The sequence below is a fragment of the Kurthia populi genome (genome assembly GCF_042686175.1).
Classification (GTDB): domain Bacteria; phylum Bacillota; class Bacilli; order Bacillales_A; family Planococcaceae; genus Kurthia; species Kurthia populi.
In genome coordinates this window covers 89,561-104,860 of record NZ_JBHUOR010000018.1, presented here as the reverse complement: position 1 = coordinate 104,860, position 15,300 = coordinate 89,561, and the positions used below count along the sequence as shown (strand labels likewise).

General features: G+C 42.1%; 17 protein-coding genes. 14 read left to right on the top strand and 3 right to left on the bottom strand.

Annotated features, from left to right (window positions below):
• The first annotated feature begins 153 nt into the window (after positions 1-153).
• Positions 154-1,323 carry a YbfB/YjiJ family MFS transporter gene (locus ACFSY7_RS03420; protein WP_380146837.1) on the top strand — a complete coding sequence of 390 codons (1,170 nt, stop codon included), beginning with the start codon at positions 154-156 and terminating at the stop codon, positions 1,321-1,323.
• A gap of 43 nt (positions 1,324-1,366) precedes the next feature.
• On the opposite strand, the gene ACFSY7_RS03415 is transcribed toward ACFSY7_RS03420, so the two are convergent.
• On the bottom strand, positions 1,367-1,843 hold the full coding sequence (locus tag ACFSY7_RS03415) for a DinB family protein (protein WP_380146836.1): 477 nt from the start codon (positions 1,841-1,843) through the stop codon (positions 1,367-1,369).
• Between the two features lie 194 nt (positions 1,844-2,037).
• On the opposite strand from ACFSY7_RS03415, the gene grpE reads away from it, so the two are divergent.
• The 4 genes from grpE (at position 2,038) to ACFSY7_RS03395 (ending at position 6,096) form a co-directional block, all read left to right on the top strand.
• Entirely contained in the window at positions 2,038-2,793 is a 756-nt protein-coding gene (gene grpE / locus ACFSY7_RS03410) for a nucleotide exchange factor GrpE (protein WP_380146835.1), read from the top strand.
• Positions 2,794-2,806: 13 nt separating this feature from the next.
• Entirely contained in the window at positions 2,807-4,555 is a 1,749-nt protein-coding gene (locus ACFSY7_RS03405; RefSeq protein WP_380146833.1) for an Hsp70 family protein, read from the top strand.
• 240 nt (positions 4,556-4,795) lie between these two features.
• Positions 4,796-5,185, top strand: a complete 390-nt coding sequence (locus ACFSY7_RS03400) for a DoxX family protein (RefSeq protein ID WP_380146832.1) — start codon at positions 4,796-4,798, stop codon at positions 5,183-5,185.
• A gap of 44 nt (positions 5,186-5,229) precedes the next feature.
• Positions 5,230-6,096 (top strand): carbohydrate kinase family protein, encoded by an 867-nt coding sequence (locus ACFSY7_RS03395; RefSeq protein ID WP_380146831.1) that lies wholly within the window; start codon positions 5,230-5,232, stop codon positions 6,094-6,096.
• Positions 6,097-6,150: 54 nt separating this feature from the next.
• Here the strand turns inward: ACFSY7_RS03395 and ACFSY7_RS03390 are convergent, their stop codons facing one another.
• Positions 6,151-6,927: an ABC transporter substrate-binding protein gene (locus tag ACFSY7_RS03390; protein WP_380146830.1), complete on the bottom strand. Its 777-nt coding sequence runs from the start codon at positions 6,925-6,927 to the stop codon at positions 6,151-6,153.
• Positions 6,928-7,045: 118 nt separating this feature from the next.
• Here ACFSY7_RS03390 and ACFSY7_RS03385 point away from each other — a divergent pair, with 118 nt between their 5' ends.
• From ACFSY7_RS03385 to ACFSY7_RS03350, 8 genes are all read left to right on the top strand, one after another.
• The gene (locus ACFSY7_RS03385; RefSeq protein ID WP_380146829.1) at positions 7,046-8,167 is read left to right on the top strand and encodes a thiolase family protein; all 1,122 of its coding nucleotides are present in this window, start codon (positions 7,046-7,048) and stop codon (positions 8,165-8,167) included.
• A 19-nt stretch (positions 8,168-8,186) separates the two neighbouring features.
• Positions 8,187-9,809: a long-chain fatty acid--CoA ligase gene (locus tag ACFSY7_RS03380; RefSeq protein WP_126991789.1), complete on the top strand. Its 1,623-nt coding sequence runs from the start codon at positions 8,187-8,189 to the stop codon at positions 9,807-9,809.
• Positions 9,810-9,938: 129 nt separating this feature from the next.
• Positions 9,939-10,316, top strand: a complete 378-nt coding sequence (locus ACFSY7_RS03375) for a GntR family transcriptional regulator (protein WP_380146828.1) — start codon at positions 9,939-9,941, stop codon at positions 10,314-10,316.
• Positions 10,313-11,182 (top strand): ATP-binding cassette domain-containing protein, encoded by an 870-nt coding sequence (locus ACFSY7_RS03370; protein ID WP_380146827.1) that lies wholly within the window; start codon positions 10,313-10,315, stop codon positions 11,180-11,182. Before ACFSY7_RS03375 ends, ACFSY7_RS03370 begins: the two co-directional genes overlap by 4 nt.
• Positions 11,157-11,813 carry a hypothetical protein gene (locus ACFSY7_RS03365; RefSeq protein WP_380146826.1) on the top strand — a complete coding sequence of 219 codons (657 nt, stop codon included), beginning with the start codon at positions 11,157-11,159 and terminating at the stop codon, positions 11,811-11,813. The genes ACFSY7_RS03370 and ACFSY7_RS03365 overlap by 26 nt, the downstream gene beginning before the upstream one ends.
• Entirely contained in the window at positions 11,810-12,472 is a 663-nt protein-coding gene (locus ACFSY7_RS03360) for a hypothetical protein (protein ID WP_380146825.1), read from the top strand. Before ACFSY7_RS03365 ends, ACFSY7_RS03360 begins: the two co-directional genes overlap by 4 nt.
• On the top strand, positions 12,462-13,118 hold the full coding sequence (locus tag ACFSY7_RS03355) for a hypothetical protein (protein WP_380146824.1): 657 nt from the start codon (positions 12,462-12,464) through the stop codon (positions 13,116-13,118). The genes ACFSY7_RS03360 and ACFSY7_RS03355 overlap by 11 nt, the downstream gene beginning before the upstream one ends.
• Positions 13,115-13,756 (top strand): hypothetical protein, encoded by a 642-nt coding sequence (locus ACFSY7_RS03350; protein WP_380146823.1) that lies wholly within the window; start codon positions 13,115-13,117, stop codon positions 13,754-13,756. The genes ACFSY7_RS03355 and ACFSY7_RS03350 overlap by 4 nt, the downstream gene beginning before the upstream one ends.
• Before the next feature lie 34 nt (positions 13,757-13,790).
• On the opposite strand, the gene ACFSY7_RS03345 is transcribed toward ACFSY7_RS03350, so the two are convergent.
• A complete protein-coding gene (locus tag ACFSY7_RS03345; RefSeq protein WP_380146821.1) occupies positions 13,791-14,240 on the bottom strand; it encodes a VanZ family protein in 450 nt (149 codons plus the stop codon).
• 164 nt (positions 14,241-14,404) lie between these two features.
• Between ACFSY7_RS03345 and ACFSY7_RS03340 the strand changes: the two genes are divergently transcribed.
• On the top strand, positions 14,405-15,247 hold the full coding sequence (locus ACFSY7_RS03340; protein WP_380146820.1) for a methyl-accepting chemotaxis protein: 843 nt from the start codon (positions 14,405-14,407) through the stop codon (positions 15,245-15,247).
• Positions 15,248-15,300 lie beyond the last annotated feature (53 nt).

Here is a 15,300-nt window from a genome sequence, read left to right as displayed (position 1 = left end):
ATGTACATACTATTCACCTCAAGTTCTAGTATGTTACATTTAATGGTAAATTTGTACATCTTTAAGTGATTTTATATGTACACGTTTAAATTAGCATTTATACGCTTTCATGTATGGATAATTGGTATACTTAGGAACTAAGGGGGGATGGGTATGACATGGCGTCATTTTGGTGTAGTCGTAGGGGGAATTTTGTTACTTGTCATTGCGATGGGCATTAGCCGCTTCGCGTTTACGCCGATTTTACCGTATATGCGACAAGATGTCGGCTTTTCATTTCAGGAAGCGAGTTATTTAGCTTCTAGCAATTATATTGGTTATTTTATCGGAGCCATTTGGGCAGGCTTTTTATACAAACGACGTAAGGACATTTTAATTTGGAGCGTCGTTATCAACGTGCTGTCTGTCTTATTGATGGGAATTGTAGATTTCTTTACGGTGTGGTTAGTATTACGCTTAATTGCAGGCATTACTGGGGGCTTAATTTTTGTCTTAACATCAAGCGTCATCATGGATTATTTAGCACATCATGCACTCGCAAAATGGTCAGGCTACTTATTTAGTGGTATTGGTCTCGGCATTGCATTATCCGGCTTAATTGTGCCATTTTTAGCAGAGCGTGTACTATGGACGGGGGCATGGATTGGTCTCGGCATCCTATCAGCCATCTTCGTAGTATGTATTCATATATTATGGCGTCCAGTTGAAGTGCCCGAGCTGAAAAAGATTGAAAAAACAGCCGACACACGCGTTGTGAAGGGCTTTATGCTGTGGCTTATTGTAGCATATGGCTTTGAGGGGCTTGGCTATATTATTACCGGCACTTTTCTAGTGGATATTATTCATCATATTCCAGCGCTAATGGACTATGCTGGCTATAGCTGGGTTGTTGTTGGCTTAGCGGCAGTACCATCTGCGCCAATTTGGACCGTATTACTTGAAAAAACATCGGCCATTACGTTACTAGTTAGCGCGTATAGTTTACAAATTATCGGCATCCTTTTACCAGTGTTTTCACAAACCGTTTCAAGTGTACTACTCTCTTCTTTTTTATATGGCTTAACGTTTGTTGGCATCGTCACGCTAACGACTGCGTATGCGCGAAAACGTTATCCACAGCAAAGTGGGGTCGTTGTCTCGTTATTGACGAGCGTCTATGCATTTGGTCAAATTATTGGGCCACTTTTTGCGGGGGAAATTGTATCAATTTATCATGATCAATTAGCAGCGCTTGCATTTGCGGGCGTAATGGTGACAGTTGCACTTATTATTTTATGTGTTGGGCGCATGCTCACCGTACGACAAGAAGTACTCACCGAATAATCGGTATTAAAAAAGGTATCGCCAAACGCGATACCTTTTTTAATTAGCGCTGCATTTCTTGTGTAGGGCCCATTACTGGAGGAACTGTAAGCCCTGCTTGGCGTAATAAAACCGTCATTTGACCACGGTGATGTGTTTGGTGGTCGATGAACATGCGCAGTACCGCGCCACGAGGAGCATTTCCTTGAATAAATGGTACTTCCTCAAGTAATGCTTCATCTGTAAGTGTGTCTGCTTTTTCAGTAATCTCTGCTGCAATTTGCTCGTAAGCGGCTACGATTTTTGCGGCTTCTGTAGGAACTTCTTGTGGGTTGCCTACAGATGTTAATTGTAGTCCAACAACTTGTCCGACGAAGAACATAGGGGCAGTAGCTAAATGCCAGCCTAACCAACCTAATGTGCTATGACCTTCAACAATTGCTTGGTTTAATGTGTCATCAGTTAAAGCACCTAATACCATTTTTGTGCCACCGGCGGCATGTGCCCAGTCTTGCTTGAAATCTTCCATTTTGCGATACATTGTAACACGCTCCTTTTCGTTATTATTATGCCATAATTTATCAGGCGTATTCAATTGGAATGTCTGTAATCACAACCCTTTAATAGAGAGAGAATGCGATAATTTATAAAAAAATAGGAAAATAAGACGATAATATTTATGGTGTTTGTAAATCGAAAGAAATGGTTAAAATAAGGGTGAGGAGGTATAGGGACATGACTATCAACGGGTTATTACAACAATATAGTGAATGGATGCTTGAAGACCGCCTACGTCATGCTACGATGGTATTTTGTGGCTACGCAAAGGACATGCTTGAGCCGATTGAGCAGCTTTTAACGTATAGCTTTCGTGAGCAGGAACGCCAAACGTGGTTGGATGCCTTTCAGACACTGCGAACAAATGTCGCCAAACTGGACCATGTCGCAGATTATGATGATGAAAAATACGTTCATTTAATTAAACAACTGCGACAAGAAGGAGCCTCATTACGCATATTAAATCATATACAGCGCGAGCATCAGCGCTTTTTAGATGTTATGACAAAGGAGTTACTCGCGCCGTTATATGAGCCGCTTGAACGATTAGCTAGTTTAGCTGATTTTGATTTTGAAGAGCTGCAAGCCAGCGAGGTCATTCGCCGCTTTAGTTATAAACCGATTGAAATTATTGACCAATTCGATTATTTTTCAGAAAGTCTGAGCGGGACGAGCATTAAAGCAGCAACACTTGCGCAGTTAACATTATTAATTGCACAGTTAATTGAGCAGCTCGCGCATTTTAATGTTTATGAGCTAGATGTGTTACATAAGGAATTAGATGGTGAATATATGGTGAGTATCGGCGCGATGCCGTGCAGTCTCGCGCCTGATGTAGCACGCCATCATGTATGCAAAGTATTCGAGCGAGGATTTTATATAAAAGAGACGAATGACGTGTTGCGCGAAGCAAAAGTGATGACCGTCATGTAACGGAGGAGAGCATATGACAATTTTAGGAATCGATTTAGGCACAACAAATTCAGCGATGGCGTATGTTAAAAACGGTCAGCCCGAAATGATTGTCAATTCACGAGGTGAGCGCACGACCCCATCTGTGTTTCAAAAAAATATTAATGGCGAGCTAGTTGTGGGCAGTGTGGCGAAAAATCAATATTCATCCCTCCCAGAGCAAACCGTACTCGAAATTAAGCGGAAGATGGGGACGGATGAAAAAATAACGGTCGGCGAAACAAGCTTTACACCAGAACAAATTTCAGCACATTTTTTAAAGTATTTAAAGCAGGCCGCAGAAGATTTTTTAGGTGAAAAAATTACCGAAGCGGTCATTACAGTACCGGCGTATTTTTCAGATGCACAGCGTAAAGCAACTAAAATTGCTGGTGAAATCGCGGGGTTAAAGGTCGAGCGTATTTTGAATGAACCAACCGCAGCAGCGATTGCTTATGGACTAGATCACCCTGATAGTGAGAAAAATATTATTGTCTATGATCTAGGCGGTGGAACCTTTGATATTTCCGTCGTACGTTTGGATAAAAATCTAATCGAAGTCAAGGCAAGCGCAGGGGACAATCATTTAGGTGGTATGGATTTAGACCGCTTATTAGTGGACTGGGTAGCGGAGCAGTTTGCGGAGCAATATGATGTGCCACTATTTAGTTTTGGTGAAGCGTCCGAGATTACACAGCGTCATGCCCGTGTGAAGCTCGAAGCGGAAAATGTTAAAAAGTCATTATCTAGTGAACTATCGGCGACATTTAATTTACCTTTTTTAGCAGTGTACGAAGGAAAGCCGATTTCACTTGATTATACGATTACACGTGCGGAATTTGAGGACATTGTGCGTCCGCTATTAAAAGAGACCCTCGTGCATGTTGATAAGGCCATTCACGATGCAAAACTTGCACCAGATGCCATTGATGACATTATTTTAATTGGTGGCGCGACGCGTATTCCGCTCGTTCAGCAACTTGTTGAAGCAAAATTTGAGCGCATGGCGAAAAAGGATATTAACCCAGATGAAGCGGTCGCATTAGGTGCTGCGATTCAAGGAGCGATGAAGGAAGATAGCCTGCCGGAGGAATCAAGTCTAATGGTCATTGATGTGTGTCCGTATACACTTGGGACCGATGTTTTACGCATTGTTGATGGCAAGCGTCAATCCGGTTACTTTGATATTTTAATTCGCCGCAATGAGCCGCTTCCAGTGACAGCAAAAAAAATCTACAATACGGTCAATGATAATCAAACGACGATTGATATTGGCGTTTATCAAGGGGATGATGAGGATGCGCGTGTCAATGATGACTTACGCATTACTGAAACGCCGCTTATTGTTGACGAAATTCCAGAAAATGCGGCTGGCAAGGAAAAAGTAGAGATTATGTTCCACTATGATGTCAACGGACTGATTCAAATTGAAGCGACAGTGCTCAGTACAGGACGTACGATTTCACAGGTGCTTGATGCACAGCGCGGTATTATGTCGGCGCGTCAAGTGAAAGAGGCGAAGCTCGAATTATTTGATGACTGGGAAAAATCAAAGCTTGCGAGTGAGATGAAGGGTGTCATTCGTCGTGCAAAAAAAGTGCGCCGTAATGCCGAGCCCCAGCAAGCTGTACAAATCGAAGAGGCTATTCAACAGCTTGAATATGCGATTCAAGAAACGGATGTTGAGCTTGTGAAGGCGCGCGAGGAAGCGTTACTTGATTTATTAATGGAGATTATTGAATAGGCATCTTGTGTCTAGAGCACGTTTAAAGTGAATACTTTAAATGTGCTTTTTTATTTTTTCATAATGAAAACTAAGGAATATTGTCGTTAATTTGTGAAACGAAACTTCACAGACTATAAGGCATATCACGTAATTCTTAGTAAAATGGTTGACTTTATCAAGTATTCATTTTAAAGTTACTTACAATTCGTAAGTGATAGATGGCCATCATCGTTTGCAAATACAAAAAAGGAGCTTATTATGGAAAAACAACAACTTGCTACATTGCTATTACGTATTATGCTTGGCGCATCATTTTTAATACATGGACTATCTAAATTTCAAGGAGGCGTTGGCAATACGGCCGCATGGTTTGATTCTATCGGCTTGCCAGGTGGCTTAGCGTATGTGGTTGCCATCATCGAAGTGCTAGGTGGTATTTTAATGATTTTAGGTATTGCCACGCGCTATGTCGCGATTGCATTCGTTGCGATTATGCTCGGTGCTATTTTCAGCGTGAAAGCAGCAAATGGCTTTTTGGGTAATGACCAAGGGGCTGGCTATGAGTTAGAGCTTGTATTAGCAGTAATGGCGGTTTATTTTGTGTTAGCACCATTTAATGTCTATTCATTCACACGCAAAAAAGCATAGCGAAAATCCACTTCATAGCGTACGATAAAATAGGGTGAATGGACATGACAAAGATTTTAACATTTGGCGAAGCATTAATTGATATGCTGCCATTAGATGATACAAATACAGTGTATGAAAAATGCGCAGGCGGAGCACCGGCAAACGTCGCAGTAGGAATTGCCAAATTAGGCGGTAATGCGGCGTTTATGACAACGGTCGGCAATGACGCAAATGGCCGCTTTTTAACGGATACTTGCGCGTCTTACGGTGTGGATACGACGTCTATGCATACAACAGATAAGGCACATACAGGTATGGCGTTTGTGACGCTTGAAAACGGGGAACGTTCATTTGATTTTATCGTGCAGCCAAGTGCGGACCAATTTTTATCCGTTGCGACGGTTAGAGAAGCGAAGGCGGCCTTTGATGGCGTAACGATTTTCCATTACGGCTCGCTTTCATGCACTCAGGAATCAACGAAGCAGGCAACCATTGCCGCGATTAAACAAGCGAAGGCACAAGGCGCATTGATTTCATATGATCCGAATCTACGCTTGAATTTATGGCAAAATGAAGCTCTTGCACGCGAAACGATTCTTGATATGTGGCAGTACGCCGATATCGTCAAAATCTCGGAGGAAGAGCACACCTTTTTAGGGGAACTACCGAGCTGTAAGCTACTCGTCATAACACAGGGCGAAAAGGGTTGTATTGTACAAACCGCCGCGCGTTCTTTTCATGTGCCAGGTCATGCCGCATCTGTTGTTGATACAACGGGTGCCGGGGATGCCTTTGTGGCGGCGATGCTTCAAAGCATTGTCGAGCAGCGCTCACTAGAGGAAATTTTTGCACGTGCGAATAAAGCAGGTGCTATGGCTGTTACGCGAAAAGGAGCCATGACCGGTCTACCAATGGCAGAAGAACTATAATTGTATAATTCGATAAAAAGGCCCTATGTCAATATGACACAGTGCCTTTTTTGCTTAGTTAAACGCTTGTTGAATCGTATTAAAATAATGCGCCGCCTTGAGCATACGTGCGCCGTACCAAAACATTTCACCGTCTACAAAAATGATTTTTGCGTTTGCTAAAAATGGTTCAAATTCTGCGCGATGCTTTTCAGAGAACGGGAATGGCTCAGAGGACAGCAAGACATAGTCAAGCTTTGCCTGCTGCAACACTTCGATCGTTACCGCAGGATAGCGACCGTCAAGCTTCGTTATAGGATTGGTGAAGCCAAGCATTTCGAGCAGACTCGTAATATAGGTCGTCTTACCGACCGCCATATACGGCTTTCGCCACATTATATAGGCAACATTACCAGATAGTGCCGGAAGTTGTGCAAAGGTTTTTTGAATCTCGTCTATTAAAGCAGCTGCCGCTTGCTGCACGCTCGCTAATGTACCGAGTGTTTCAATCAAACGATAGGCATCATCTACGGTCTCAACCTGGCATACGAATACAGGGTAGTGCGCGGCTAATGTCTCGACTATTTCCTTTGTGTTTTCTTCCTTTTCCGCAATGATTAATGTCGGATTGAGCGCGTGAATGGCTGCTTCATCTATCGTTTTTGTGCCACCAACGACTGCGATATCTTCGACGATTTCTTGTGGGAAAATGCAATATTTTGTGCGCCCAACGACAGATTTACTGCCTAATTCAAGCAATGTTTCCGTAATAGCGGGGCATAGTGAAATAATACGCTGGGGCCCCAGCTGTACTACAAGTTGTCGACCTAAATGATCATGAATGGTTGTCAATAGTTCTCACCTCATCTTCTATTATAAAATATTCATCAGAAAATTGTGAAAATTTTCTGTATCATGTAAAATAATACATATAAAAAGACAGAATATGCTAGTTTAAGGGGGATTTTAAATGCGTGAAGCAGTAATTGTAGCAGCAACAAGAACCGCGGTTGGCCGTCGAAAAGGTGGCTTCGCTGATGTACGCCCAGATGATTTATTAGCAGATATTTTAGAAAGTGTTGTTAAACGAGCCGGTATTGAAAAGGCGGCAGTTGAGGATGTCATTATTGGCTGTGTGACACAATCACAGGAGCAGTCCATGAATATTGCGCGTACGGCAACGCTAATGGCGGGCTTCCCAATTGAAGTGCCAGGTGTAACGATTGACCGTCAGTGTGGCTCTAGTCTACAGGCCATGCATTTTGCGGCACAGGCTATTCTTGCGGGTGATATGGACATTGTGATTGCCGGGGGTGTCGAGAGTATGACACGTGTCCCAATGTTTATTCATACAGATGGTGCGCAACAAAGTAAGCGCTTACGAGAGCAATATGACATTATTCATCAAGGGTTATCGGCAGAGCGCATGGCGGAGAAATGGGCCTTAACGAAAGAGGACATCAATGACTTTGCGGCAACGAGCCATAAGCGCGCGTTACAAGCCATCGAAGCGGGTCATTTTGACGAAGAAATCACAGCGATTGGGCATGTGACGCGTGATGAGGGGCCGCGCCCAGATACGAATAGCGAGTCGCTTGCGGCACTTAAAACGGTTTTTAAAGAAGATGGCGTTATTACAGCCGGCAATGCCTCACAGATGAGTGATGGTGCTTCGGCGGTTGTTGTTATGTCGCTTGAAAAGGCACAGGAGCTTGGGCTAAAGCCGCTTGCTAAAATTATTGCGCGTAGTGTCGTAGGTTCTGACCCAACGCTCATGCTAACCGGACCGATTGAGGCGACAAAGCGTGTGCTACAGCGTGCAAATTTAACACTAGCGGACATCGATACGTTTGAGGTCAATGAAGCATTTGCGCCGGTGCCACTCGTCTGGGCAAAGGAGCTTGGGGCGGATTTAGCAAAAGTGAATCCCGACGGCGGTGCTATTGCGCTCGGCCACCCATTAGGTGCGACCGGCACGAAGCTTGTGACATCGATGCTGTACCGCATGCAACGTGAAAATTTACAGTATGGTCTAGTGGCGATTTGTGAAGGTATGGGGATGGCGAATGCAACGATTTTAGAAAAAATGTAAACGACAAAGGAGGAAGCATATGCATATGATGGATACACCTTTATTGTTAACGGGTTTTTTTAAACGAGCCGAACGGTATTTTGGACATAAAAAAATTTACTCACGTACAGGGCCAGAAACAATGCATGAATTTACGTATAAGGAATACGCAGAGCGTACGCGACGTCTAGCTTCTTCGCTAACGAAATTAGGTATGACACGCGGTACAAAAATTGCGACATTTTGTTGGAATGACCATCGCCATCTAGAAATGTATTTTGCGGTGCCATGCAGTGAGGCGATTTTGCATACGGTAAATATTCGCCTGTCACCGGAGCATATTGTATATGTGATTAATCATGCTGAGGATGACGTATTAATTGTTGACCATACGCTCTTAAAATTAATCGAGGCGGTAGCACCACTACTAAAAACGGTGAAAACTTTTATTGTGTGTGGGGATGCGGTAGATGTGTCAGCGACAACGTTACCGAATGTTTATTCCTATGAGGACCTCATTCAGTCGGGCGATCCAACACATGTCTTTGCCGAAGATTTTGACGAAAATACACCGGCTGGTATGTGTTATACATCTGCCACAACGGGTATGCCAAAAGGCGTTGTTTACACACATCGCAGTATCGTACTGCATAGCTTTGCAATGATGTTTAAAGACAGTGTGGCGTTAAGCGAGCATGATATTATGCTGCCGATTGTGCCAATGTTCCACGTAAATGCATGGGGCATGCCGTTTGTATGCGTGAATTTGGGCGCAACACAAGTATTACCTGGACCACTCTTTACACCGGAATTATTACTTGATTTATGTGAGCAATACGGTGTGACGATCTCAGCCGGTGTGCCAACGATTTGGCTCGGTTTTTTACAAGAGCAAAAGAAAAAGCCGCGTGATTTATCAAGTCTCCGTCTTATTGTCAGTGGCGGCTCAGCTTCGCCAATTAGTATGGCAAAAGCCTTTGAGGAAATGGGTATTACCTTCTATACGGGCTATGGTATGACGGAGACATCTCCACTTGTGAGTGTATCGATTTATACGTCACAAACAGAGCAGTATGATTATGAGGAGCGCATGGATATTCGTACAACGCAAGGGCTTACAGTGCCACTCGTAGAAGCGCGTATTGTGAATGAAAACGGTGATGTACCATGGGACGATGAGACGATGGGCGAGCTAATTGTCAAAGGACCATGGATTGCAGCAGAGTATTACCGCGATGAGCGTACAAATGACGCCTTTAAAGATGGCTGGCTTTATACGGGAGATATTGCGGTTTATACGAAAGATGGCAATATTCGTATTACCGACCGTACGAAAGATTTAATTAAATCAGGCGGTGAATGGATTTCCTCGATTGAGTTAGAAAATGCGCTCATGTCTTATGAAAAGGTCGCAGAAGCGGCGGTCATTGCGGTACCGCATCCGAAATGGCTTGAGCGTCCGGTTGCCTGTGTGGTGGTGAAAGAAGAATTTAAAGACACCGTTACAAAAGAAGAGCTGCTTGATCATTTACGACAAGATTTTGCACGTCTGTGGATACCAGATGATGTCGTCTTTTTAGAAGAAATTCCAAAAACATCGGTCGGCAAGTTCTTAAAGCAGCAATTGCGTGAGGATTTAAAGGACTATCAATTACCTGAATAACAAGCGCGAGGAGTCTTCGGATTCCTCTTTTTTTATGGAAAAATAAAATTTCATATTGCTAAAAATTTGAAAAAGATGTATAGTACATTACAACAGTAATGCACTAATGAAATTGAAGGGAAGGACGTTATGCAGCTACAAGATGGGCAAGTGCCGATTTATGTGCAAATTGCACAATGGCTTGAAAATGAAATTATTGAACAGCGTCTTGAAGCGGATGCGAAAGTGTTTTCACAATATCAATTGGCAGAAAAATTTAATGTCAATCCAGCCACTGCTGGCAAGGGGTTAACGATTTTACTTGAAAAAGAATTACTGTATAAGAAAAGGGGATTAGGAATGTTTGTAATGGAAGGGGCACGCGAAAAACTAATGGATGAGCGCGTACAGCATGGCTTACATGGCAAGGTAGCAGAATTAGTCGAAGAGGCACAGCGTTTAAACATATCAGAAGGACAACTTATCGCTTTGATTAAACGCATTTTCCGTAAGGGGGACTTAGGATGATTAACTGTGTGAATGTACGAAAAAAATTTGGTAGAAAAATAGTGTTAGATGAGTTAAATCTACAAATTGATGAGCCAAAGCTAGTAGGTTTGGTTGGTCGTAATGGCGTAGGGAAATCGACATTGATGTCGTTACTTGCTGGCTTGGAAAAACCAACGAAGGGCAAGGTAGAGGTTTTAGAGCAATCTGCCTTTGATAATTTATATGTGTCCGTCAATAGTATTTATATTCATCCGAATATGACATTTCCAGCGAATTTATCACTACGTGAGCTATGCCAAATGGGAGCGCAGTTTTATATGCACTGGGACCAGGCATTAAGTGAAAAACTCTTCACTTATTTTGATATTCCACTTCATCAAACATTCCAGCAGCTATCAACAGGAATGAAGTCGATGTTTGCGACTATTTTTGGTCTCGCTACACGTGCGGCGGTGACATTATTAGATGAGCCAGTAAATGGGATTGATGAAGGCCTGCGTAAAGATATGTATCGCGCGATTTTAAAAGAGTATATTGCCTACCCGCGGTTAATGATTATCTCTAGTCATTTACTAGATGAGCTAGCGCATTTACTTGAAGAAATTGTCATTTTACATGATGGCAAGGTGCTCGTGCATGATAATATTGATGACTTTGCGTCGTCACATATGATTTGGGAAGGTGAATTGTCTCGTATGCTTGCCGCTTATCCGGATGCTTTAATTCTCGAGCGCTCACCATTTGGCGGAGACCGCGTGCTTGTGCCGAGCCATATAGCAGGTGATTTTCAACAGCAGGCGATTAGCGCCAAGGACTTGTATTTATATTTGACGGCAGAAAAAAAGGGGACGATTGACGATGTCTTTTCAAACAATGACGACTAATCAATTAAGCCGATTTTTTATGAAATGGACGTGGCGAAATAATCGACAAATTGTGTTATTTACAATTGTTTCACAGCTCATAGCACTTGCCCTCGTCATACTAACAGAAGACCAACGCATGCAAGGCTTTGCTGATTTTCAATTCACCTCAAGTTATTACAATCTAGTTCCACTTATCGTAGCCGGTTGCTTGAGCACGATGATGCTAGGCGCGACGCTGAAGCAGCAGCGCCTAGAGCCTTTTCAGCTTCCAAAGCATGTGAAGCAAAAAGGGAGTCTCGTTATGGCCATACTTTATAGTGCAAGCCTCACAGTTGCGATTATTTTAACACGTTATGTCATCGGCATTTACTTCCTATTAATTGAGCCGGAACAAACGATTTTACGAGCGAATGAACAGGTATGGTTGCAGGCGATGCTGCTATTTGTATGGTTGATGATGGCTTGTATACTGGGCTTTTTATACGCGATAAATAAAGTGTATGCATTTTTGGTGGGCGTTGTTAGCTTAGTGGCGCTCATTATCGTTGCGAAATGGTTTGAGCATGTACTTTATATTGGAACGGCAAGTATCGCTGTTATTATAGTAATCGCATTTATGTGGATGGTGCGTCAGGAGGAAGCGGTATGACATTTTTAATCATTTTACTATTACTTTTCCTACTCGGTGCCATCTTAAAATGGCGCCCCGGCAAACGATTTGTCGGACTAGTTGTTGTACTATACGCAGTGGTCCTACTAGCGAGCCCAATTGTTTATCAGCTGTTAACGAAAGAAACGCCAATGTCCTATACAGTGGCACAGGTGAAAAATTATCAACAGGAGCAGCAACAATTTTTAACAGATTTAGCGAGTGGCAAGCGCGATGCATATGCTGATTTTCTACTGTATACGAAAACACTCGCTTATAAAGAGGATTTATTTTATATGAATAGCGAAATCGAGGAGCATCAAGTTCTTTATGTAGTAGAGGAGACACCTGATTTAGAGGGTGAGGTAGAAGTAAGCATGTACAAGCGTCCATTTTTAATCGGCGATGTAGATGTCAGCGCTTTATACCCGGAGCCGACCATTCAATTTAAAAAAGATAAGTTGATTGTAAGAGGGCAGCAAGAAACACTCGACCTTACCGCAAAGGGCGTGACCTTATTGCCCGTAGCATGGGATGAATCATACTATGATGGCAATAATAATCCATATGTGGCGTATGTACGTGTGCCGATGCATACACGCGTACTAGATCGTCATGATAAACAAATTTTTGAAGGAGGAGAAACGTATGACAACTAATTATTATCGTATCCAGTGGAAGCAAACAACCGAGAAAATGCGTGGCTTCTTTATTATTTTAATAATCGTGCAATTATTTTTTAGCTTAAATTCAATCGCTGGACAATTCGGCAATACGGTGGTGTATGCCATCTTCAATGCCAATACGACCTTCTTAGTAACATTAATAGCGATTTGCTTTGGCGCAATCAAGGTCGCGCAAATAGAGCCAACAGACGTCTTTCGTCTTCCTTTATCTGTGAAAATCCGTGTAGATAGCTTAATGCTTATGCTACTAGCACTATATGGCAGTGTGACAGCATTACTTATTCCATACGTAGCTTACGGCGGGAAGTATTCGGATGCCGCAACCTATTATGATACGACATTATTAACATCTGGTTATTTTTATAAAAATATGCTTATTTGCTTCCTGCTTATTTTAGCGGCGAGCATGTGGAGCTATACCGTTAGATTATTGAAACAATCGAAACAATGGATGTGGGTAAGTATTTATATGGTGACGATTATTCTTTGTGTGGTTGCTTACATATACAGTATTGGGCATTTATTCACATCATGGCAGTGGCTTGGCTTTAGCGCGATGCTACTCGTCGTAGAATTTGGCTTTTTACAATGGCGCTTTAAGGGGGCAATGGCAAAATGAGTCATATAAGTGTTTTTGGTTTTATTTTCTTAATCGTTCTTGTGTTGGTTGTGGCCCTTGTTTCGCGTAAATTATTCATTAAAATTCGCTTAGGCAAGTCGATTAAATGGATTGCTTTGGGCTATGTGGCCGTTTTACTGCTAGGTGCCATCCTTACTTCGATATCAGAGCCGACAGCTAAGCAGGTATCAGCGGAGCAGAGACAGCAAATGGATGCCTACAACAAACAATTATTACAGCAATTTAATAATAAAAAAATAACGATTCCTGAAGATAATATGTGGGTACAAGACGTCGATACTGCTGAAGAATATTATATTCATGAAAACGAGGAAGTTCGCTATAAAATCGTGCGCAGCAATAAACTGACAAATACCGTAGAAGGAAAAGTGTATTATTTGAAGTATGCAACGAAGCAAATGAATCTAACGGGTGAGCTTCCGAGTTTGATCATTGATGAAGGCGAAAATGAAGTGGACATTAGACGAAAAGATATGCCGACCGTAAAAGTATTAACAGATCGCTTAGATTTTATTAAGGACGAAGGATTTCAGGTAGATGACGTAGAGGGTGACGTTTTTCAAGATGTGCTCGTGCTGCTTGAAGTACCGAAGAACTTAAACGTTGTAAAAGAATAATGAAAAGGCATGATGCGCTTGCATCATGCCTTTTTTAATTTGCGATAAATAATAATAGCGTAAGTCCAATAAAGGGTAGACCGATAATCATCGAGACCATCGCAACGGCTTTTTGTACATCATCGAAGCATTTGCCGAGTATCCAGGCCAGTCCCATACCGATTAGACCACCCATTGTATTTAATAGGAAATCATCGATGTCGGACGCACCGCGCGCGAAGATGTATTGAAAAATTTCAATACAGAGGCTAGCTAGCATGACACCCCAAAGAGCCACTTGTTTATAGTGAATCATGAGGTAGATGCCAAGTGGAATAAATAATAGCACATTACCCCATACATTGATGTCTAGTGTCCCTTGTGCGTGAATCATATCAAAAGGCTGCAAGTTTACATTACGGTAATGGTCGCGTGATAAGAAAACCGTTTCGATAACTAAGCCGCCATAGCACAGCATCATCGCATAATAAAAAAATCGGTACATAAAAAAACCTCGTTTCTATGCTTATTATACTAGCGTATAAAAATGAAGAAATTCTTAAGAAAGTTCTGTAAAACAATGAAGATTGAACAGTGAATAAAAAAACTACAATAAAAAGAAATTAAATGATACAATGTTACTAGGACTAAAGAACGGAGGTTTTGTAGATGATGGAAACAATTGTAGTGAATCGTTTAGAAGAGCTAGAACGCACATTACCGTTAATTGTCGATGTATTTGATGAGGGCTCGTTTTTTGCGATGACCGATTTGACACATACCGTTTGGGAGCATAATGGAGGAACATTTGATCAAAATAAAGTGCGTATGAGCAAACAACGTCCACTAAAATCAGATGATATTGTTTTTGATATTTTTCGTACACGCAAGAAAGTAATCGTTGATGTACCTGTTGAAAAATATGGTACGGCTTTTCGATTTATTGGTATTCCTATTTTTGATGAGCGTAATCAGGTGATTGGAAGCTTAGGGATTTCGAAGCCGATTGAAGTACAAGCGAAGCTGACAAAGGCGGCAGATATGGTTGCGAATTCGACAACGAGTATTGCGGCGGCCGCAGAGGAAGTACAGGCCTCTTCATCTGAGTTCCAGCATCATATGGCTGGGCTTGAACAAGCACAAAAAGAGATGCTAGCGTACACAGAAAATACGAAAAAAATGCTACAAATGATTAATAATATCGCAAAAAGCACACGTATTTTAGGGCTGAATGCGGGGATTGAAGCGGCTCGCTCTGGCGAAGCAGGTAAAGGCTTTGCAGTTGTTGCAAGTGAAATTACGAAGCTAGCCAATCAATCAGCAGATTCGGTGACAGAAATTAACGATGTGATGGAAAATCTACGTCAGCAAGTAATTGATATTTCAAAAACACTAAAAGATACTGTCGAAATTTCAACACAGCAGGGCATTGCAATTACAGCGATTGCCGATTCATTAGAGCAATTAACGAATGTCTCAGAAGAAGTAAATGAATTAGCGAAAAAAGTATAGTTCAAACATAAAAAGGGACGGCTCTTAGACGGGTTGTGCCTTTTTTTGCGTTT